17 protein-coding genes are annotated in these 19555 nt (G+C 68.7%); 9 read left to right on the top strand and 8 right to left on the bottom strand.

The features are described from left to right. Window positions 1-38: 38 nt before the first annotated feature. A complete protein-coding gene (locus V2L32_RS09950; RefSeq protein ID WP_331236339.1) occupies window positions 39-1328 on the bottom strand; it encodes a TIGR00341 family protein in 1290 nt (429 codons plus the stop codon). A 78-nt stretch (window positions 1329-1406) separates the two neighbouring features. Between V2L32_RS09950 and V2L32_RS09945 the strand changes: the two genes are divergently transcribed. Further along, window positions 1407-2381, top strand: a complete 975-nt coding sequence (locus tag V2L32_RS09945) for an LLM class flavin-dependent oxidoreductase (RefSeq protein ID WP_331236338.1) — start codon at window positions 1407-1409, stop codon at window positions 2379-2381. Between the two features lie 20 nt (window positions 2382-2401). Here V2L32_RS09945 and V2L32_RS09940 read toward each other — a convergent pair whose 3' ends face one another. Continuing rightward, window positions 2402-3370, bottom strand: a complete 969-nt coding sequence (locus V2L32_RS09940; protein WP_331236337.1) for an MBL fold metallo-hydrolase — start codon at window positions 3368-3370, stop codon at window positions 2402-2404. Window positions 3371-3457: 87 nt separating this feature from the next. Here V2L32_RS09940 and V2L32_RS09935 point away from each other — a divergent pair, with 87 nt between their 5' ends. Beyond that, the gene (locus tag V2L32_RS09935; protein WP_331236336.1) at window positions 3458-4231 is read left to right on the top strand and encodes an SDR family NAD(P)-dependent oxidoreductase; all 774 of its coding nucleotides are present in this window, start codon (window positions 3458-3460) and stop codon (window positions 4229-4231) included. Between the two features lie 237 nt (window positions 4232-4468). Continuing rightward, window positions 4469-4984: a DUF4870 domain-containing protein gene (locus tag V2L32_RS09930; protein WP_331236335.1), complete on the top strand. Its 516-nt coding sequence runs from the start codon at window positions 4469-4471 to the stop codon at window positions 4982-4984. 216 nt (window positions 4985-5200) lie between these two features. Here the strand turns inward: V2L32_RS09930 and V2L32_RS09925 are convergent, their stop codons facing one another. Continuing rightward, a complete protein-coding gene (locus V2L32_RS09925; protein WP_331236334.1) occupies window positions 5201-5539 on the bottom strand; it encodes an alpha/beta fold hydrolase in 339 nt (112 codons plus the stop codon). Between the two features lie 244 nt (window positions 5540-5783). After that, on the bottom strand, window positions 5784-7196 hold the full coding sequence (locus V2L32_RS09920) for an FAD-binding oxidoreductase (protein WP_331236333.1): 1413 nt from the start codon (window positions 7194-7196) through the stop codon (window positions 5784-5786). A 112-nt stretch (window positions 7197-7308) separates the two neighbouring features. Between V2L32_RS09920 and V2L32_RS09915 the strand changes: the two genes are divergently transcribed. Further along, on the top strand, window positions 7309-7638 hold the full coding sequence (locus tag V2L32_RS09915; RefSeq protein ID WP_331236332.1) for an AbrB/MazE/SpoVT family DNA-binding domain-containing protein: 330 nt from the start codon (window positions 7309-7311) through the stop codon (window positions 7636-7638). Continuing rightward, the gene (locus tag V2L32_RS09910; RefSeq protein ID WP_331236331.1) at window positions 7638-8117 is read left to right on the top strand and encodes a PIN domain-containing protein; all 480 of its coding nucleotides are present in this window, start codon (window positions 7638-7640) and stop codon (window positions 8115-8117) included. The genes V2L32_RS09915 and V2L32_RS09910 overlap by 1 nt, the downstream gene beginning before the upstream one ends. A gap of 27 nt (window positions 8118-8144) precedes the next feature. Here V2L32_RS09910 and V2L32_RS09905 read toward each other — a convergent pair whose 3' ends face one another. Beyond that, window positions 8145-9266 (bottom strand): pyridoxal phosphate-dependent aminotransferase, encoded by a 1122-nt coding sequence (locus V2L32_RS09905; RefSeq protein ID WP_331236330.1) that lies wholly within the window; start codon window positions 9264-9266, stop codon window positions 8145-8147. A gap of 421 nt (window positions 9267-9687) precedes the next feature. On the opposite strand from V2L32_RS09905, the gene V2L32_RS09900 reads away from it, so the two are divergent. Further along, complete coding sequence (locus V2L32_RS09900) at window positions 9688-10140, top strand: hypothetical protein (RefSeq protein WP_331236329.1); 453 nt, start codon at window positions 9688-9690, stop codon at window positions 10138-10140. A 123-nt stretch (window positions 10141-10263) separates the two neighbouring features. Here V2L32_RS09900 and V2L32_RS09895 read toward each other — a convergent pair whose 3' ends face one another. Together V2L32_RS09895 and V2L32_RS09890 are read right to left on the bottom strand one after the other, a co-directional pair. Next, a complete protein-coding gene (locus V2L32_RS09895; protein ID WP_331236328.1) occupies window positions 10264-13884 on the bottom strand; it encodes an efflux RND transporter permease subunit in 3621 nt (1206 codons plus the stop codon). 111 nt (window positions 13885-13995) lie between these two features. Beyond that, window positions 13996-14742 carry a proteasome assembly chaperone family protein gene (locus V2L32_RS09890; RefSeq protein WP_331236327.1) on the bottom strand — a complete coding sequence of 249 codons (747 nt, stop codon included), beginning with the start codon at window positions 14740-14742 and terminating at the stop codon, window positions 13996-13998. 82 nt (window positions 14743-14824) lie between these two features. On the opposite strand from V2L32_RS09890, the gene V2L32_RS09885 reads away from it, so the two are divergent. Together V2L32_RS09885 and V2L32_RS09880 are read left to right on the top strand one after the other, a co-directional pair. After that, entirely contained in the window at window positions 14825-15733 is a 909-nt protein-coding gene (locus tag V2L32_RS09885) for an RsmB/NOP family class I SAM-dependent RNA methyltransferase (protein WP_331236326.1), read from the top strand. Further along, window positions 15730-16266 (top strand): DUF7122 family protein, encoded by a 537-nt coding sequence (locus V2L32_RS09880; protein ID WP_331236325.1) that lies wholly within the window; start codon window positions 15730-15732, stop codon window positions 16264-16266. Before V2L32_RS09885 ends, V2L32_RS09880 begins: the two co-directional genes overlap by 4 nt. A gap of 103 nt (window positions 16267-16369) precedes the next feature. Here V2L32_RS09880 and V2L32_RS09875 read toward each other — a convergent pair whose 3' ends face one another. After that, a complete protein-coding gene (locus tag V2L32_RS09875) occupies window positions 16370-17872 on the bottom strand; it encodes a DUF790 family protein (RefSeq protein ID WP_331236324.1) in 1503 nt (500 codons plus the stop codon). 85 nt (window positions 17873-17957) lie between these two features. Between V2L32_RS09875 and V2L32_RS09870 the strand changes: the two genes are divergently transcribed. Further along, window positions 17958-19550, top strand: coding sequence for a long-chain-fatty-acid--CoA ligase (locus tag V2L32_RS09870; protein ID WP_331236323.1), 1593 nt, complete (start codon window positions 17958-17960; stop codon window positions 19548-19550). The last annotated feature ends 5 nt before the right edge of the window (window positions 19551-19555 follow it).

The raw sequence follows: 19555 nt of genomic DNA, 5'->3' as shown, positions 1-19555 counted from the left end.
GAGAGGGACGCGACGCACATATAGCTGTGCGCGGCGGGCTACCGGTCGGAGCTGTCCTTCTCCAGGTACTCGATCTCGACGATAACGGCGGTTCCGGTCCGCTCGGTGATCGCCTCCGCGAGCCGGTCGGTGAGCCCCGGGAAGTCGGTGTCCGCGGGCCGGTTGATCACGATCGAGATACGCCTGTCCTCCTCGGTGAGCCCGGCGTCGCTGAACTGCGTCTGCACCGAGACGAGTTCGAGGTCGGAGAACTGCTCCTCGGAGAGCGTCCGCTCGATCTCCCCGTTGACCTGCACGTCGAAGTGGACCTCGCTCGCGATCACCCCGCCGGAGACGATCAGCACGACGAGCAGGACGCCGATCGCCGCGAGCCCGCGGTCGAACCTATCGACGGAGAGCCGGTCACCGAACTCCCGATCGTCCCAGTCGTCGGGCCGGTAGCCGAGCCACCAGAGCACGGCCATCGCGGAGAGCGTGATCAGCACGGTGTTCACGACGAGGAGGACGAACGCGCCGATCGCCACCGAGGGAAGCCCCCAGGCGATGCCGATGCCGACCGCCGCGGCGGCGGGGATGAGTGCCGCGGCGATCATCACGCCGACGATCGAGATCGGGACGGCCGTCGCGAGGCCGAACGCGCCTGCAGCCCCCGCACCGATCCCGACCACGACCGCGAGCACGCCGGGGGCGATCCGGCGATCGATCTGGGCGACCGTCCGGACGTCGAGCGCCGGTGGGACGAAGTACATCGTCCGGACCGCCCAGGCGAAGATCGTGGCGCCGACGACCGCGACGAGCAGACCGAGGACGAGCGCACGAAATCCCTCCCAGATCATCGAGGGGTCGTCGAGGACGGTTCCGATGCTCGCGGTGAGCGCGGCGCTCACCTGCGGGGCGATCACCATCGCGCCGACGACGATCGCCGGCGAGTCGAGTAAGAGCCCGGCGGTCGCGACGACCGCGCTCAGCACGGTCATCACGTAGTAGGTGCTGAGGTTCGGCGTCATCGTGAACGCCTTCGCGCGGATCTCGGTCCGGTCGATGCTGTCGTCGTGTCTGCCGGAGTAGCGTCGCTGGAGCGCGTCGAAGTTCTCGGTCGTCGCGGTCTCGGCGCTCGTGATGACGGTGTACTCCCCGTCGAAGCCCTCCTCCCTGAGGTCGTCCATGACGGTGCCGACGGCCGCCGTCGGCAGCGGGAACTCGACGACCACCCCCTCGGATCGACCGCTCGACTCCGCGGTGACAACGTAGTCCACGTCGCGGTCGTCGAGTGCGTCGAGCCAGCCATCGCGGCGGTCCTCCGGAACGAGGACCCGAACCACTCGCATACCGTCCACTCTCGGACCACACACAAAACCGGCGTGATCGACCGGCACGGTTTTCCGACCGGCACGAGATCGAGTGACATGCACCGTGGGCTGCTCGTCCCGAACACGGGTGTCGGTCCGGTTGAGATCTCGAGGCGCGCCGAGTCGGGTGGCTACAGCTCGATCTGGAGCGGCGAACTCTGGGGGTGGGACGCGTTCGTCAGGCTCGGTCGGATCGCCGAGGCGACCGACCTCCCGGTGGGGACGGCGATCGTCAACGTCTTTTCGCGGACCCCGGCCGCCATCGCGGGCGCGGCCGCGTCGCTCGCGAGAGCCACGGACCAGACGGTCAGAGTCGGCGTCGGCCCGAGCACGCCGCGGGCGATCGAGGCGATCCACGGCCTCGAGTTCGACTCGCCGATCGGGCAGGCCCACGAGACGGTTGAGCTCGTGAAAAAGCTCACCGGCGACGGCGATCGGGTGAGCTATTCGGGCGAGTTCCGCCGCGTCGAGGGCGTCCCCCCGCTCGGCGTGGACGTCGCGCTCTACAACGCGGCGCTCGGGCCGGCGAACAGGCGGCTGACGGGCCGGCTCTGTGACGGCTGGCTCCCGCACAACGTCCCGTTCCCGCGCATGGACGAGGCGTTCTCGGTGATCGCCGAGGCAGCGGCGGAGGCCGGCAGAGACCCGGACGAGATCGACGTCTCCCCCTACGTCCCCTCCGCGGTGTGCGAGGAGCGAGACGAGGCGTACGACCTGATCCGCAGCCACGTCGCCTACTACGTCGGCAACGGACCGGGGTACAGGAAGTCGGTCGCGACGCTGTTTCCGGAGGAGGCGGAGACGGTCTCGGAGGCGTGGGCGGCGGGCGAGCGCGGACGGGCGGTCGACGAGGTCACCGACGGGATGGTCGAGGCGCTCGGCGTCGCGGGAACCCCCGAGGAGGCCAGAGAACGGTTTTCGGAGATCGCGACGCTGCCGACCGTCGACGAGCCGATCCTGGTCGTCCCGGAGCGAGCGAGCGGGGAGACGGTCGAGCGGACGGTCGAGGAGCTCGCGCCAGCGGCCGAGTGAGCGGCGCTACGGGGTCCGGCTCACTCGACCGCCAGCACTGCCTCGAGGTCCGGATCCGACTCGAGTAGCTCGTAGGTCCCGTCGGCGTCGGCGACCACCCCCTCCCTCGCGAGGTGGTCGAGGTGGGCGTACGCCTCGCCCGGCCCGTGCATGACGTGGATGCCCGAGAGGTCGCCGAAGAGGTGCGCGCTCACCGTCCAGGCGTCGGCGGGGCCGTGCTCGGAGAGCACCCCAAGCACGTTCTCGGTACGCTCTCGGTGGTGTGCGGCGATCGTTCGCGCTCTGCCCGACGGGTCGTCGATCGGGTCGCGGTGGCCGGGCCAGGCGCGACCGTACTTCGCGCCCGCGATCCGCGAGAGTGTCTTCAGGTACCGTTCGAGCGGTCGGTCGACCCGGACGTCCGCACCGCCGACGTTCGGCGTGTACACCGGAAGGATCGCGTCGCCGACGAACGCCTCGCTTGCCCCCTCCAGTTCGTAACAGCAGTGTCCGGCGGCGTGACCGGGCGTGTGGACGGCTCTGAGCAGTGTCTCGCCGGCCTCGATCGCTGTACCGTCCTCGATCGGCGTCACGTCCACGGGTTCGCCCGCGATGTGGGTGTGGCCCTCGAGGAAGGCGAGCAGGCCCTCCCGTTCCTCGTCGGGCATCCCCCAGCGCGTGAAGAGCCTCCGGCGGAGCGCGTCGAGGTCGGAGAGCGCCGCCTCCTCCTGTGCGACGAGCGGGGCGTCGGCCCCGTGGACGTAGACCGTCGCGTCGCCCTCGGCCTGGATCTCGCCGGCGAGACCCGCGTGATCCGAGTGAAAGTGCGTGAGCACGACCTGCGAGACGTCGGCGAACCCGTAGCCGAGGTCGGCGAGGCCCTCTCGGAGCCCCTCCCTGGTAGTCCCGGTCGCGACGCCGGTGTCGACGAGCGTCAGCCCCTCACCCTCCAGCACGTAGGCGTTGTTCCGCCCCTCGAACTCCTGGTTGCCGAGCGAGATCCGCTCCATGGGCCCGTCACTCCTTCCGGGGGTAAACGCGCGTCGATAGGCGAGGGGTTTGCACACGGTTATCACGCGTTCGCCCCACGTCGGACCATGCCCACCGACGGATTCAGCGTGGCGGAACAGCGGGCGATCGTCACCGGCGCGTCCAGCGGGATCGGGAAGTCGATCGCCGAACGCTTCGCCGCCGACGGCGCGGACGTGGTGGTCTGCTCGCGCGAGCAGGGGAACGTCGATCCGGTCGCCGATGGGATCGAGGCGAGTGCGGTACCTGGATCGGCGCTCGCGGTCGAGTGCGACGTCACCGACCGGGAGGCGGTCGGCGAGTTCGTCGACGCCACTGTGGAGGAGTTCGGCGGGCTCGACTGTCTGGTGAACAACGCCGGTGCGAGCTTCATGGCCCCCTTCTCGGACATGAGTGAGAACGGCTGGAAGACGATCGTCGACATCAACCTCCACGGGACTTACCACTGCACCCAGCTCGCGGGCGAGGCGATGGACGACGGCGGAACGGTCGTGAACGTCTCGTCGGTCGCGGGCGAGCGCGGCGCGCCGTACATGAGCCACTACGGCGCGGCGAAGGCGGCGGTGAGCAACCTGACCGCGACGCTCGGCTACGAGTGGGCGAACCGGGGCGTGCGGGTGAACTGCGTCGCGCCGGGGTTCGTCGCCACGCCCGGCGTCGAGGCGCAGATGGGCGTGAGCGCGGAGGCGGTGGACAGGGAGGAGGTCGACCGGCGGATCGGAACGAGCGAGGAGATCGCCGACGTCGTCCAGTTCCTCGCGAGCCCCGCGTCGTCGTACATCGCCGGCGAGACGGTCGTCGCACAGGGCGTCCCGCCGATCCAAGAGTCACTCGAGTTCTGAGGGGGCGGTCGGAGTCGTGGGACTTCCCTTCTCGACCGATACACCGGTGGACCGACCGATCGGACGCCGCCACACTCGGTCCGAGTGGTTTCAGCCGTCGGTCCGTCCTCGCCATCCGCGATCCCGGAACTCCGTGACGAGAGGTCCGTATCGAGATCGCGTTTCCTCGTCTCGTTCGGGGCAGTACGGTCCGAGAGGGGTGTGTTTCATATGTGTCCGTGTAGACGAGGGGATACGATGGCGACAGATCGAGACGACGCGGAGGACACGGCCGAGCGGGTGGCTCCGGACGAGACGACGGTGACCGACGGCGCCACGGCCGGTGGGGAGGACGGAGAACGAGCGGTTTCGACCGGTGAGGAGACGCAAACGGGGTTGGACGAGAACGTCGCCGGGGCACTGAGCTACCTGCTCGGTCCCGTGACCGGGGTCCTGTTCTACCTCCTGGAGGAGGACAACGAGTTCGTCCGGTTCCACGCCGCCCAGAGCACGGTCGTCTTCGGCGGGCTGTTCGTCCTCGGTGTCCTCGTCACGTTCGCGACCACGTTCTTCGCCTTCATCCCGATCGTGGGGTGGCTGATCGCCCTCGTACTCGGGCTCGGGTTCTTCCTCCTCACACCGTTCGGAGTCGTCGTCTGGGTCTTCCTGATGTACAAGGCGTACTCCGGGGAGGAATACGAGCTCCCGTTCGCCGGCCGATACGCCAGGGAGTACGCGCCGGCCGAGGCGGACCCGACCGGGACCGCGAACTGAGCGGCGTCGACCTCGACGGGGTCGACGGTTTCCCCGTCCACCGATTCACCCCTCGAGCGGGGGCACAGAGTGCCGTCGATCGAGGAGTCACTCGAGGGCTGCGGGTCAGTCCGGTTCGGTACGCCTCTCGAGAGAGGCGCTCTCTAGCGACGAACGAACCGAGTGCTCGCTAGACCGGGCCCATCGAATTTCGGGAAGGGAACGATCGCTGTCCCCTCAGTGCGTCTCGCGGACGAACGCGGGCACCTCGTCGCTGAAGCGATCCGGCGCGGTGAGCATCGCGGCGTGTCCGTGGCCGTCGAAGGTGACGACGCGGCTGTTCGGGAGCGCGTCGTCGAGCGGGTCGGTCGAATCCTTCGCCCACTGGCCGTTCTCGGTGCCGGTGAGGAGCACCGGCGGCGTCGTCAGTTCCGCGAACCGAGCGGGCTCGAACTCGGTCACGGCGGGCCCGTAGACGACGCCCGCGAAGCCGACCGTGGCGGCGGCGAGCGCGCGTCGGGGCGAGCCGTGGACCGACCGGTCTGCCGTACCCCTCTCGATGGACGCGTGGGCCACAATAGGGACGCGATCGGGCTACGGGAGCCGGTGTCGGTCGGTTTCCTCGCTCGTCCGCCGGTGTCCCACGGAGTGAGACAGCTATCAGGGCGTAGGTATAGGTCGGTCAGGTCCGAGCCTTCGAACGGAGGCCAAGCCCGGGGGTTCGGTCGTGTCAGGTGCCTCTGTGCGCCCCCGCCCCTGGCCTACCGTTCTCCGCTCCTCTGGCGAGGCGCGGTCGGGTCTCCCGACCGCGACGGATCACTCACTGGAGCAGACGCCCCCCACCTTCGGTTTCGGGGAAGACCTTCCCGGGGTTCAACGTGTCCGTCGGGTCGAGTGCCCGCTTGATCGCGCGCATCGTCTCGACGGTCGCCGGCCCGTGTTCCGGTTCGAGGTACTTCTGTTTCCCCTGGCCGATGCCGTGTTCGCCCGTCGCCGTTCCACCCAGTTCGATCGCACGGCGGACGACCCGCTCGTAGACCTCCTCGCAGCGCGCGAGATGCTCGGGGTCGTCGAAGTCGGCGAGGACGGTGTAGTGGAGGTTACCGTCGCCCGCGTGGCCGAAACACGGCACGAGGAGGTCCTGTTCCCTGCCCAGCTCCGACGCGTAGCGGACGATCTCGGGATACCTGCTGATCGGGACCGTGATGTCGCCGGGGTGGATCGGCTCCAGCTCCTCCCGGTAGTTCGACTCGGCGTAGGCGAGTTCCTTTCGGGCGCGCCAGAGGTCGTCCATCTCCGCATCGCTCTCCGCGATCTCGAAGCGTTCGACGCCGTGGGACTCGAAGACCGTGCGACAGAAGTCGATCTCCCGGTCGATCCCGTGGTTCGCGTGGAACTCGAGGAAGACGAGCGGGCGTTCCGGGAGGTCGACGTCGAGGTGGGCGTTGGCCATCCGGGCGGTGAGCGAATCGAGCAGTTCGATCTTCGCCACGTCGACGCCCGACTGGATCGCGTCGGTGATCGCCTCCGTCGCGCTATCGAGCGACCCGAAGACCGCTCTTCCCCCCTTAATCTGTTCGGGCCGGCCGGCGAGTCGAAGCGTCGCCTCGGTGATCACGCCGAGGGTGCCCTCGCTCCCGATCAGGAGCTCTTTGAGGTTGTAGCCGCTCGAGGTCTTCTTCGCCCGCGAGCCACAGGAGAGGACGCTCCCGTCGGCGATCACCGCCTCTACCCGCAGCGTCCAGTCGCCCACCTCGCCGTACTTGACCGTCTGCATCCCGCTCGCGTCGGTCGCGATCATCCCGCCGATCGTCGATATCTCCCCCGAAGAGGGAAGTGGCGGGAAGAAGAGGCCATCACGGGCGACGTGTTCGTCGACCGCGGAGCCGAAGACCCCTGGCCCGACGTCGATCTGGAGGTCCTCGGGTCTGTAGTCGGGGATCGCGTTCATCCGGGTCAGGTCGAGGCTGATCCCGCCGTGGGCGGGGACGGCGTTGCCCTCCAGCCCCGTGCCAGCGGCGTACGGCGTGACGGGGACCCCGTGGTCGGTCGCGGCGGCCAGCAAGAGCGAGACGTCCTCCGTGCTCTCCGGCCAGACGACCGCGTCCGGCGTCCGTGCGCCGCCGCGGCGTTCGGCACCCCAGTCGGCAGCGCGCTCCTCGCGGCGGGTCGCCTCGAAGGAGACCTCGCCCGCGATGCCGAGACCGGAGAGAAACGAGCAATCGTCGGTCATGAGACCTCTCGGCGCGGGCTACGCCTATAAGTTGTGGAGATCCGATCGGCGACCTGGGATCTCGATTATCTCTGACCACAGGACTTTTCTGAACTGTAGACTACTACTAGATATGAGTAGCTCAGAGACGAGTGCGGGTCACACTGACGACCGAGAGGTCGTTTCGCTCTCGAAACACGGGCAGGCGACGATCCCGAAGCGGTTCCGCGAGCGGCTCGGTATCGAGTCGCCCGGACGTGTCGCGTTCCGCGAGACCGCCGGGGGAGAGGTGATCGTCGAGGCGGTTCCGTCGGCGGCAGAGATACGCGAGCGTTTGAACCCTTCGGGAGAGGAGGCCGACGAGAGACCCGCCAGCGAGGTTCTGCGCGACCTCCGAGCCGAGGAGAAAGACGACCGGACGACCCTCGTCGATCGGATCGGCGAGGAGAGCGGCGGGGAGTGATGGCGTCGTCCGAACCGGTCGCGGAGTCGCCGGCGACGTCGACGGCGGGAACGGCGGTGACGTCGCTTCCCGACCGTGTCGTGTTCGATACGGAGCCGATCGTCGCACACGCCACGAACGAACCGGGTGCGGAGACCGTCGACGCCTATCTGGACGCCGTGAGCGAGGGCGAGGTCTCCGGGTTCGTCAGTCAGGTGAACCTCGCCGAGATCCGGTACGTGATCGCACGGGTGTACGGCGGGGCGGACGCCGATCGGTACGTCAGCTGGCTGTTCGACATCGGGATCCGATCCGTCGGAACCGACGGAGTGTGGCAGAGCGCAGCCGAGTACGTCCTCGGGTACGGCCCCGCGCTCGGAAACGCGTTCGCGATCGCGACCGCCGAGCAGGTCGACGCGGCGCTGCTCGTCGGCGCCGACGGCGATTTCGATGGCGTAACCGAGGTGCGAATCGTCCGGTGCAGGGAGGAGCCCGGATGAGTGAAGAGGCTTGCACGTACCGGGGCGCTATCGGACGGCCCGCGTCGCCTCGTGGATGATCGAGAGCGCCTCCTTCAGCTCCTCGGTGCCCGTGGCGTAGGAGAGCCGGGCGTGGCCCGCGCCGTTCGCGCCGAACGCCTCGCCGGGGACGACGATCACCCCGCGCGAGAGCACCTCGGCGACCCAGCCCTCGGGGACCTTCGGCATCGCGTAGAACGCGCCCTGCGGCGTGGGCGTCTCCAGGCCGGCGTCGGTCAGTCCGTCGAGGACGAGGTCCCGGCGCTCTTCGAACGTCTCGCGCATCTCGCGGACGACGTCCTGTGGCCCCCGCAGAGCGCCCTCGGCGGCGTACTGCGCCGGCGCGCTCGCACACGCCTGGACGTACTGGTGGACCCTGAGCATCCGCTCGATCCGTCGCGTGCTCGCGGTGACCCAGCCGAGTCGCCAACCGGTCATCGAGTAGGTCTTCGAGCAGGCGCTCACGACGACGACGTTGTCGCTCTCTGCGAACGAAAGCGGCGAGCGGTGTTCGCCCTCGAAGACGATGCGTTCGTACACCTCGTCGGAGATACAGAGGACGTCGTGCTCGTCGGCGATCCGGGCGAACTCGCGCATGTCATCGGTCGACTGCACCGCACCAGTCGGGTTCGAGGGGCTGTTGACGACGAACGCCGCCGTTTCGTCGGTGATCGCCTCCTCCACCACCTCGGGGTCGAGCGTGAGGTCCTCGCGTAGCGGGAGCGGCTTCGGCACCCCGTCGGCGATCCGGGTGAGCGCGTCGTAGGAGACGAACCCCGGGTCGGGAAAGAGCACTTCTTCACCCGGATCGACGTGTGCCTCCAGGGCGATGTGGAGCGCCTCGCTCCCGCCCGCGGTCGCGATGATATCGCCCGGGTCCACGGTCAGGTCCCAGTCGGCCCGGTACCGGGAACTGATCGCCTCGCGAAGCTCTCTGGTACCTTTGTTCGAGGTGTAGCCGTCGGTCTTTCCCTCCCGGATCGCGGCGAGGGCGGCCTCGCGGGCGTGCTCGGGCGTGGGGAAGTCGGGCTGGCCGATCCCGAGGTTGATCGCGTCGGCGCCCGCCGCCTCGAACACCTCGCGGATGCCGCTGATCGACACCGCCTCGACGCGCCGTGAGAACTCCGTCATGGGCTACCGAGCGCGTGGGAGCCCGATAACTGTGCGGGGTTCGTCGTCCACGGACGCCCGTGGTCGCGAGCACGGGGAGGTCTGGCGTCCGTGGAGATGACGGGCCGACGCCGTTCTGCAGAGGGCCACCGAACGGCGAACCGGACCCGTCGAAGGGGTTACGGGCTCCCGCGAACGATCCACCCACACAGCACGTCGACCTCGTCCGTCCCGTCGAGTCGGGCGATCCCGTGACGATCGGCGTACCGCCGGTAGAGGGCGCCTTCTCCGGGTAGTAGGACGGGGGGTGATCGGAACCGTCCACTCCCGAGTCCCGGGCCATCGCGACCGCCGGCGGGACGTCGATCAGGGAGATCCCCGTCGTGTCGATCGCCGCGATCCCGCGGTCGACGAGCGAAGCGGGTAGCCCGAGGTACTCGAGATGGACCAGGTCGTCGAACGCGGAGCGGTCGAGGACGATCCGGTCGGCGACGGGGTACCGGAGGGGGAGGGTGACCCGCATCACCCGTTCGTTCACGAGGACGAGACAGAACGCGAGCACGAGCAGCGAGGCGAAGACGGCCCCGCGGAGTCGAGCGACCACGGCTCGCTCGCCGGACCTCCCTCCGCCGTTCCCGGGAACCGTGGTCCGGGCCACCTCGGAGCGGAGGCGGTCGTTTCCGACGGTGGCCGCGACCCGGGAGGCGAGTCGTCCCGATTTTCGAGGCAGGAGCACGACCAGCGAGTCGTTCGGCCAGTGAAGCGTCTCGATCCTCTCGCCGTCGTCTCCGAGTCGTCGTTCGACGGCCCTCGTCGCCGTGGTCTTGCCCGCCCCGTCGACCGCGGAGAGTCCGATCCTCTTCACCCTCGTCGCTATCGGTCGGCAGGCGATTGAACCGTTCGGTTCGCGGAGGTCGAGCCGGTACCGGAGACCGATAATACGGATCGTCGTAGTCTGTACCGGTCGGATCGGTGCCCGCCTCCCGGTCCGAGCGGTACACGGGTACAGCGGTCCGTATCAGTCGTTATCGCCTGCGGCCTCCCGGGTACCCACCGATAGCGTCGGAACCGAAACCCCCTCGGGCGCGAGATAGCGCGTCCAGAGCGCGAGGAAACTCGGGAGGACGAAGACGCTCCCGAAGAACGCGTAGACGATGGTCAGGCCAGTGATGAGGCCGAACTGCTGGAGCGGCGGGAGGATGGCGAAGACGAGCACCCCGAACCCACCGACGGTGGTCGCCGCGCTCCCCAGGAGTGCCCCACCCGTCCCGGTGACGGCTCGAGAGAGCGCCTCCCAGGTGTCCGCTCCCCGGCCGCGTTCGAGCATGTAGCGTTCGGTCATGTGGATGTTGTACGCCACGCCCAGCCCGACGGTGAGGCTGGTGATGAGCCCGGTCATCACGTTGAACGAGATCCCCAGGAGGTACATCGATCCGAGGATCCAAGCCACTGAGAAGACGATCGGCGCGAGCGTGATCGCCCCGAGCGTCGCGCTGCCGTGGAGCCAGCGGTACCCCGCCATCAGGAAGGCGAAGACGGCGACGAGCGTCACGAGCAGGCTCTCGATCACCGTCGAGAAGAGCTCCTGCTCAACGACGTGGAAGACGATCACCTGGCCGGTCGCGCTCGCGACCAGGCCGTCGCCGTCGAGCGACGCCGCGACCGCACGCATCTCCTCGGTCACCTCGCCGGAGGGTGCGTCGCCGCGGACCGAGACGACGATCCGTGCCGACTCGACCTCGCCCTCGTCGGTGCGGTGTAGCACGTCCGCCGCCCGGTCGCTGTCGGCCTCGAAGAAGGCGTCGTAGACGCTCTCGACGTCGGAGTCGGGGACGCCGTCGCCGGTCGTATCCGCACCCGCGAACGTCTCGTTGAACGCGTCGTCCTCGTCGGCGACGTCCTCCATGGCCGAGACCGGCCCGTCGACGTCCGCGCCGCCGCTCGCGAGCGTCACCGTCACGTCCGCGTTCCCCGCCTCTCGCTCCGCGGCGTCGATCCGGGTGAGCGTGTCGTCGTCGGTCAGCTCGCCCCTGACGAGGAGCTGTGCCTGCGAGTCACCGCGGACGAAGTACTCGTCGACGTACTCTAGCGTGCTCTTCGCGGAGTAGTCGCCGGGCGCGAACGGGCCGGGAAGCGCGCTCGCCCACTCCGGCGGGTCGTCCGCGATGAAGTCCTCCTGCTCGAACGTCGTGTCGACCTGCGTCGCGCCGGCCGCCCCGCCCACCGTCAGGAGGAGCGCGACGAGGACGACCACCCAGGGCGCACGCCGAGCGATCCGCTGGCCGCCGGAGAGGAACGTGCTGAACCGGCCACCGCCGGTCCCGAACGCCCGCTTCTCGCGGTCGATCCCCCTCCGCTCCAGCATCGCGTCGAGTTCGAGCTTCGTCGCCGGGAGCAACACCCCGAAGACGACGAGCGCCGAGGCGATGCCGAACGCGCTGACGACGCCGAATTCACGGATCGGCCCGACGGGGCTGACGAGGTTCGAGAGGAAGCCGATCACGGCCGTCGCGGTCACCCAGACGAGCGCCAGCCCGAGCCCCGAGAGCGCGACCGCCATCGCCCGTCTCGTCGAACCTCCGTCGCTCGCCCGCTGCTCGCGGTGGCGCATGAAGACGTGGATCGCGTAGTCGATCGAGAGCCCGATGAGCAGCACGGGGACCGCGACCATCACCATGTTGAAGTCGATGCCGATCCAGCCCATGAACCCGAACGTCCAGACGAGGACGACGACGACGCCGAACATCCCCAGGAGGATGTCGAACGGGTCGCGGTAGGCGACCGAGAGCACGACCGCGACGAACACCAGCGCGAGCGGCAGCACGATCAGCAGGCTGTCGTCGAGCGAGCGGTCGATCTCGTCGGAGATGATCCCGGAGCCGAGCACAACCGCGTCGTCGAACCGGTCGTCGGCGAGGTCGGCGACCGCGAGCTGCGAGTCGACGATCCGGTCGGGCGCCTCGCCCTCGACGACCTCCTCCTCCGAGAGCTGCGTGACGAACAACATCCGGGCGTCCGCCTCGGTCGAGCCCGGCTCGAACGCCGTCGGGAGGAAGACGAACAACCCGTCGTCGGCGTCCTCGTCGAGCAAGTCCGCGACGACGTCCTCGACCTCCTGGTCGGTCATCGACTCCAGCTGTTCGATCCGTTCTTCCAGGGACGGATCGAGGTCCGAGAGGTCGTCGGCCTCGTCTTCGAGCGCGTCGGCTTCGTCCTCCAGCGCCTCACCTTCCGCCTCCAGTTCGTCGGCTTCCTCCTCGAGCCGGTCGGCCTCCTCCTCGATCTCGTCGGCCTCCGCTTCGAGTTCGTCGACCTCCTCCTCCAGCTCGTCGGCCTCCGCTTCGAGTTCGTCGACCTCCTCCTCCAGCTCGTCGGCCTCCCGCTCCAGCTCCTCACGCTCCTCCTCCAGTTCGTCGGCGCGAGCTTCGAGGTCCACAGCGTCCGATTCGAGGTCCGCAGCGTCCGACTCGAGCTGCTCCTGTCGCGCTTCGAGCTCCGCCCCGTCGGCCTCTAGTTCCTCCTGTCGTTCTTCAAGCGCCTCGCCGTCCGCTTCGAGCTCCTCGCTACGTTCCTCGAGATCCGCCTGGCGCTCTTCGAGTTCCGCCGCGTCCGATTCGAACTCGGCCCAGTCCTCCCCGAGGGCTTCTTCCCGTTCCTGGAGCGCCGCCGCGTCGGCTTCGAGCACCGCCCGACGCTCTTCGAGCTCCTCCTCCTCGGCGGCGAGTGCTTCCTCGTCGGCGTCCGGCTCCTGTGCACGTCGTTCGTAGTCGGCCCAGTCCTCCTCGAGCGCCTCCTCGCGTGCTTCGAGGTCGGCCGCGTCGGCTTCGAGTTGTTCCTGACGCGCTTCGAGCTCCGCCCGACGCTCGTCGATCGCCTCTCCCTCCGCTTCGAGGTCGGCGGCGTCGGATTCGAGGGCTTCCCGGCGTTCTTCGAGGTCGGCGGCGTCGGACTCGAGTTGCTCCTGACGCGTCTCGAGTTCGGCCGCGTCGGCTTCGATCTCCTCGCCACGTTCTTCGAGGTCGGCCTCGCGTGCTTCGAGCTCCTCGGCGTCCGCCTCGAGTTCCTCGCCACGCGCTTCGAGCTCCTCGCCACGTTCTTCGAGCTCGTCGCCGCGCTCCTCCAGTTCCTCGCCACGTTCTTCCAGGTCGTCGCCGCGCTCCTCGAGTTCCTCGCCGCGTTCTTCCAGGTCGTCGGCCTCCGCCTCGAGTTCGTCGGCGCGTGCTTCGAGGTCGTCGGCCTCTTCCTCGAGCGCGTCGGCCTCCTCCTCGATGATCGCCGTTCTGGCGACGGTCAGTGCGAGGTCGCCGAACGGATCCTCGGCGAGCGTCCCGTTCACCGTCTCGTTACCACGGAGGTCCTCCTGGAACCGGAGTGACTCGAGCAGCGAGTCGCGCGAGAGCACGTTCTCGTCCCGCACGACCACCTGGACGCTCGTCGTGTTCTCCCCGTCGCCGAAGCGGTCGGTGATGTAGTCGAGCTCGTCGGCCTCCGCGCTCTCGGTCTCGAACTGGTCGAGCGAGGCGGCGTCGTCGATCGCGCCGAGACCCCCCGAGAGGACGAGCGTGAGGACGAGCACGACCGCGATGACGGTGCGGCTCCGGTTCGTGATCGCGGAGAGCAATCGGGCTCTCGGATCCACTCAGCCGGTCACCGCCGGGCACGACGAGGACATGGTGTCTGTACTGTTCTACAAACAGCACGGGCTTAGCGGTGTCGATGCCGCGGACGGACCGGGACGGCCAGACCGGAGCTACTGGTACATCCCGAGCGGGCGGGCTTCGGTGCGCTCGTCGTCGTCGACCTCCTGGAGCCGTCTCGCGAGCTGTTCCCGGCCCTCGCGGATCTCCTCGGCGCGCTCGACGAGGTCGCTCGTGTCCACGTCGACACCGGTGATCGGGCCGATGCCGCTGTCGAGGAGGATCCGGGCGGCCTCGGGGTCGGGGAACTTCGGGTCGCTCTCGACGATCAGCCCGACGCCGGTGAGGTCGGTCTCGGCCGCCCGGGCGAGCAGCGCGCCGGTCGGCCCGCTCACGAACCCCGACTCCCGCGGAGGGACGATCCCCGCCTCGTCGAGCAGTTCCGATCCCCCTCCCGTAGAAACGCCGTAGAGTTCGGGCGCACCGTCGCGCTCGGCCGGGCGGCCGCTCAGGTAGATCGGGGTCACGTCGTGTTCGGCGAGCCAGCCCGAGATACACTGGGCGAACTGGGGTGCGCCCGACCCGGAGACGGGGACGTCGCTCTGGAGCGCCAGCAGGTCGGTCTCGACGTCGGCGTAGATCCGCACGGGGGGCTTCACCTCGTCCTCCTCGCTGTGATAGACCCCGATCCGAGGGAGCCCATCGCAGTGGACGCTCGCGTAGTAGCGCATGTCGAGGGCCTGGATGGCGTGGTCCGTGGCGATCTTTCCCACGAGACCGACGCCGGGCAGCCCCTCGATCAGGGTCGCTCCCGATACCGACGCCGAGTCCGAGTCGTCGCGGACGGTGATGCGTGCCATGACAAGGCTACGCAGTCCGGCCACATAAACGACGGCGGCGCGAGTCGAAATCCACAAGCGGGGACGGACGCTCTCTCCGCCGATGGAGTTCCTCGACCGGTACGAACCGCTCGTCGACGACCACGAGGCGTTCGTCGCGGCCTGCTCCGAGCCGCTGCCCACCGTCGTTCGGGTCAACACGATCCGAGCGAGCGTCGAACGGGCGCTTCGGGCGCTCGAGGAGGCCGGGATCGAGTTCGAGCGCCGGTCGTGGAACGACCGGGTCCTCGAACTCGGTGTCGAAAAGCCGGGGCGGACCTGGCCGTACTACCACGGCTGGCTCCACGGTCAGGAGGAGGTCTCCTCGCTGCCGGCGGCGGTCCTCGAGCCCGAGGAGGGAGAGCGGGTCTGGGACGCCTGTGCGGCGCCCGGTGGGAAGGCGACACAGCTCTCGGCGCTGATGGCCGACACGGGAACCGTCGTCGCGAACGACCAGAACCTGGGACGGCTCTCGGCGCTGCGGCACAACGCCGAACGACTCGGGGTGACGAACCTCGCGGTGACCTGCGCCGACGCGCGCAACTACTCGCTCCGACCGTTCCCGTTCGAGGCGTTCGACCGGGCGCTCGTCGACGCTCCCTGTTCCTGCGAGGGGACGATCCGGAAGAACCCGGACGTGGCCGACGAGTGGTCGCTCGGTCACGTCGAGAGCGTCGCGGGGATCCAGAAGGGAGTGCTCCGACGGGCGGTGCAAGCCACGAGAGACGGAGGCTCAGTCGTCTACTCGACCTGTACCTTCGCACCCGAGGAGAACGAGGCGGTGCTCGATCACGTCCTCGCCACCGAGGACTGCTCGGTCGTCCCCTACGAGACCGCCCTCGCACACGACCCCGGTGTCCACGAGTGGCGCGACGAGGAGTACGACCCCTCGGTCGAGCACGCCAAACGGTTCTACCCCCATCAGAACGACACGGGGGGCTTCTTCTGTGCGAAACTGGAGGTGGACGCGTGAGCGACGACCGAAACGGGGGCGACCGGGACGGGAGACAGGAGAACGTGGGCGAGCGGTTCGACCGGCTCCCGGTCACGGGCGCGGAGCGGGTCGTTCCCGGGAGGCCGACGCGCGAGGAGGTGCTCGCGTACTTCGACGAGCGCTTCGGGATCCCCCCCGAGACCTTCGAGGGCCACACGTTCTGGGAGAAGGGCGCGGGGAAGCTCTGGGCGTACGCGGGGGAGGCCGATTCCGAGATGGAGATCGAAGCGCTCGGGATCACGCTCCTTCGCACCAGACAGGAACACTGGAAACCCACGACGAGCGCCGCGCTTCGCTTCGGCGGCGCAGCGACGGAGAACGTGATCGAACTCGGCGAGAGCGAGGCCAGCGCGTTCGTCCGGGGACACGACCAGCGCGTGGAGTGGGACGGCGACTGGGGCTACCTGATCGCCGCTCACGACCTCGCCGGCGCGCTCGAACCGCTCGGCGTCGGACTCTACCTCCACGGCGAACTCAGATCCGTCGTACCCAAGGGTCGACAGTGGGAGTAGCGGTCTCGAAAACGTCACTTCCCGGATCCCGGGGGTGGGGAGGGGAACAGGATCGGGAAGTAATCCAACCAATACCCTGTGTTAATAAAAAGGTTTTTATTGCTTATTCAACTGGTTCGAGCGTCCCCGAGCCGAGACCCTGCCAGGCGATCCGGTAGCCGAGCCGCGAGAGCACGGCGCTCGTCTCGCTCACGTCGTGTGATTTCAGGACCTCTTCGACGGCAGAGAGCGACTCGCCGCCCTCGATCTCCGCGTCGATCCGGTCGAGGACCGCCGGTCGAACGAGCGTCCGGCCGACGCACTCGTGCTCGGGAAACGAGACCGGGGAGAGAGCGCGCTCGCTCACGCCGAGGCTGTCGGCGAGGTCGGCGATCGGGAGGACGTCCTCCTCGGGCGCGAGCGACTCCGGGAGGGCGGCCGCGCTCTCGGCTTCGAGGTCGCGCTCGTAGGTCCGAAGGGCGTCCCGAACGTCCTTCACCCGGATGCGGCCGGTGTACGGGATCGCCCGAACGTCCCGTTCTCCCAGCTCGTCGCCGACGCCGAGCGAGGCGTCGTAGGCGACGATCAGGTCGACCTCCTCGACGTCCTCGAGCTGGCCGAGTTTCTTCTCGACGTACTCCGGGGTCCAGAAACCCATGATCTCGAAGAACACTCTGAGGCTCGAAAAGCGGTAGTCGAACGCGAAGTCCGGGATCATCACGCTCGCGCCGGTCTCGAGCGGTTCCGGCTCGCGGATCAGCTCCCAGTCGAGGTCGAGCGCCGAGAAACGCGTCGCGAACTCCGCCTCGACCGCGCTGTCGTAGGAGACTTCCGTCACTGGCTCTGCCTCCGGAACCCGCAGGTCCTCCTCGGAGAGTTCGAGCGTCCGCTCGGTCCCGTAGTCGTCGACCGTCGCCGTGAGCGACCACTTCTCGGTACTCGCGACGCTCCGGAGGAGCCGGGCGAACCGGGTGCCGTACCGTCGGGTCGCCCCGAAGACGGTGTCCGGGCCGGTCAGAACGAGTTCGCGGCCATCGGGGGTTCGCTCGACCTCGTAGAGCAGGCCGAGGCGCTTGGCGGCCGAGACGAGCGTCCGGGGATCGGACGACCGCACGCGGACCTCCGTCGCGTCGAAGAGCGCGGTCTGGGCGAGCGAGAGGTCGTACTGCGCGAGGAGCGAGTCCGGGTCGTACCGGTCGCCGATCTCCGTGAGAACCTGCCGGCCCTCCAGGTCGGCGTAGAGCGACTCCGAGACTTCGTCGGGGTCGGCTCGAAGCCGCTCGCCCGCTCGCGAGAGCGCTTCGTCCCGTTCGCGGTCGCTCGCGACGCCGACGACTTCCGCCTCCTCGAACGCCACCCTGCGGGCGCGCTCGGGGTCGATGGGCGCGCGGGTCTCGAACGTACACTCGCGTTCGAGTAGTGCCGCCAGCCCGCGGACGAGTTTGAAGTCCTCCGCCCCGGCCTCGCGCTCGGCCAGCGCCTCCTCCAGCCGTTCGCGTGGCTGGCCGACGTGGCCCTGGAAGGTGCCGATCACGCGCGCGGCGAGCGGGCGGTGCTCGCGGCCGGCGAACTGGAGGTGGTATCCCCCGCCCGCCCGCGAGACGCGGAGGTGCTCCTTCCTGAGCATCGCTCGTGGTTCGCAGGGGGGAGTGAAAAACACCCCGACAGCAGGTATTTTGTGGCGGTGTGTCGATGTGACAGTAGAAACGATCATGAACGTTCCACTGACGACGCTCGAGTTCTTCGACCGGGCGGTGGATCGCTACGGCGACGCGGTGGGAGTGATCGCCGACGACGGCACCGAGTACACCTACGGCGAGTTCGCGGAGCGAGTCCACCGGCTAGCGAACGCGCTGGCCGAACGGGGCGTCTCCCCGGGCGATCGGGTCGCGCTTCTCGCGACGAACACCCACTACTTCCTGGAGACGCTGTTCGCGACGAACCTCGTAGGGACGGTGAACGTTCCGATGAACTACCGACTCACGCCCGAGGACTACGGCTACATCCTGCGCGACAGCGAGGCGGTCGCGGTGATCGCGGACCACGAACTCGCGGGGAAGGTCGAGGCGGTGAGAGACGACGTCCCGACGGAGACGGTCCTCGGCTACCGGGCGGCCGAGATCGACGGCGAGTGGGAAGACTACGAGGAGGCGCTCGCGGAGGCATCCTCCGAGGCACCCGAACGGCCGGAGATCGCCGAGGACGACGACGCGACGATCAACTACACCTCCGGGACGACCGGCGACCCGAAGGGTGTGGTGAGGACCCATAGAACGGAACACTACCACGCGATGCTCGTCACCGCGCACATGGAGCTTCGCGACGACGACACCTACCTCTGGACGCTGCCGATGTTCCACTGCAACGGCTGGGGCCACACCTACGCCGTGACGGGGATCGGGGGCACGCACGTCTGTCAGCGGGCGTTCGACCCGGGCGAGACGTTCCGGCGGATCGGAGAGTACGACGTCTCGTACCTCTGTGGCGCGCCCACGGTGTTGAACCGGCTGATCGACCACCACGAGGCGACCGAATTGGAGACGACCGGCGATCGCGAGGTGCGGATCACGACCGCCGGGAGCGCACCGCCGGTGGCGACGATCCGCGCGGTCGAGGAGGAGTTCGGATGGCGGCTGCTACACCTCTACGGGCTGACCGAGACCGCACCGCTGATCGCGACGAGTAACGCCCCCAGACGCCTCGGCGCGGGCGACCCGTTCGAGATCAAGCCGAAACAGGGCGCCGCCGTACTCGGAACCGAGATCCGCGTCGTCGACGACGAGGGTCGGGACGTCCCGCGGGACGACCAGACGATCGGCGAGATCGTCGTCCGGGGGAACCAGGTGATGGACCGGTACCTGGGAAAGCCCGAGGCGACCGAGGAGGCGTTCTCGGCGAAGGTCTCTGGGTACTTCCACACCGGCGACCTCGCGACGATCGACCCCCACGGGATGGTGACGATCCAGGACAGGGAGAAGGACATCATCATCTCGGGTGGGGAGAACATCTCGAGTATCGAGGTCGAGGATCAGCTCTACGACCACCCGGACGTGGCGAAGGCCGCGGTGATCCCCGTTCCGAGCGAGGAGTGGGGCGAGACGCCGAAGGCGCTGGTCGTCCCGCGCGAGGGTGCCGAGCCGAGCGGCGACGAGATACTGTCGTTCCTGCGCGAGCGACTGGCCCGGTACAAGGTCCCCTCGAGCGTCGAGTTCGTCTCCGACCTCCCCGAGACCGCGACCGGAAAGATCCAGAAGTACGAACTCAGACAGGAGTACTGGGAGGGCGAGGAGCGGATGATCGGGTAGGGCCG

This window comes from Halalkalicoccus sp. CGA53 (assembly GCF_036429475.1).
Lineage (GTDB): Archaea > Halobacteriota > Halobacteria > Halobacteriales > Halalkalicoccaceae > Natronorarus > Natronorarus salvus.
The sequence above is the reverse complement of the archived record's forward strand: the minus strand, read 5'-3'. Positions and strand labels throughout refer to the sequence as shown.

Coding starts and splice junctions, on each gene's coding strand:
- V2L32_RS09950 (WP_331236339.1), bottom strand. CDS start 1,328: ATGCGAGTGGTTCGGGTCCTCGTTCCGGAGGACCGCCGCGATGGCTGG.
- V2L32_RS09945 (WP_331236338.1), top strand. CDS start 1,407: ATGCACCGTGGGCTGCTCGTCCCGAACACGGGTGTCGGTCCGGTTGAG.
- V2L32_RS09940 (WP_331236337.1), bottom strand. CDS start 3,370: ATGGAGCGGATCTCGCTCGGCAACCAGGAGTTCGAGGGGCGGAACAAC.
- V2L32_RS09935 (WP_331236336.1), top strand. CDS start 3,458: ATGCCCACCGACGGATTCAGCGTGGCGGAACAGCGGGCGATCGTCACC.
- V2L32_RS09930 (WP_331236335.1), top strand. CDS start 4,469: ATGGCGACAGATCGAGACGACGCGGAGGACACGGCCGAGCGGGTGGCT.
- V2L32_RS09920 (WP_331236333.1), bottom strand. CDS start 7,196: ATGACCGACGATTGCTCGTTTCTCTCCGGTCTCGGCATCGCGGGCGAG.
- V2L32_RS09915 (WP_331236332.1), top strand. CDS start 7,309: ATGAGTAGCTCAGAGACGAGTGCGGGTCACACTGACGACCGAGAGGTC.
- V2L32_RS09910 (WP_331236331.1), top strand. CDS start 7,638: ATGGCGTCGTCCGAACCGGTCGCGGAGTCGCCGGCGACGTCGACGGCG.
- V2L32_RS09905 (WP_331236330.1), bottom strand. CDS start 9,266: ATGACGGAGTTCTCACGGCGCGTCGAGGCGGTGTCGATCAGCGGCATC.
- V2L32_RS09900 (WP_331236329.1), top strand. CDS start 9,688: ATGGACCAGGTCGTCGAACGCGGAGCGGTCGAGGACGATCCGGTCGGC.
- V2L32_RS09890 (WP_331236327.1), bottom strand. CDS start 14,742: ATGGCACGCATCACCGTCCGCGACGACTCGGACTCGGCGTCGGTATCG.
- V2L32_RS09885 (WP_331236326.1), top strand. CDS start 14,825: ATGGAGTTCCTCGACCGGTACGAACCGCTCGTCGACGACCACGAGGCG.
- V2L32_RS09875 (WP_331236324.1), bottom strand. CDS start 17,872: ATGCTCAGGAAGGAGCACCTCCGCGTCTCGCGGGCGGGCGGGGGATAC.
- V2L32_RS09870 (WP_331236323.1), top strand. CDS start 17,958: ATGAACGTTCCACTGACGACGCTCGAGTTCTTCGACCGGGCGGTGGAT.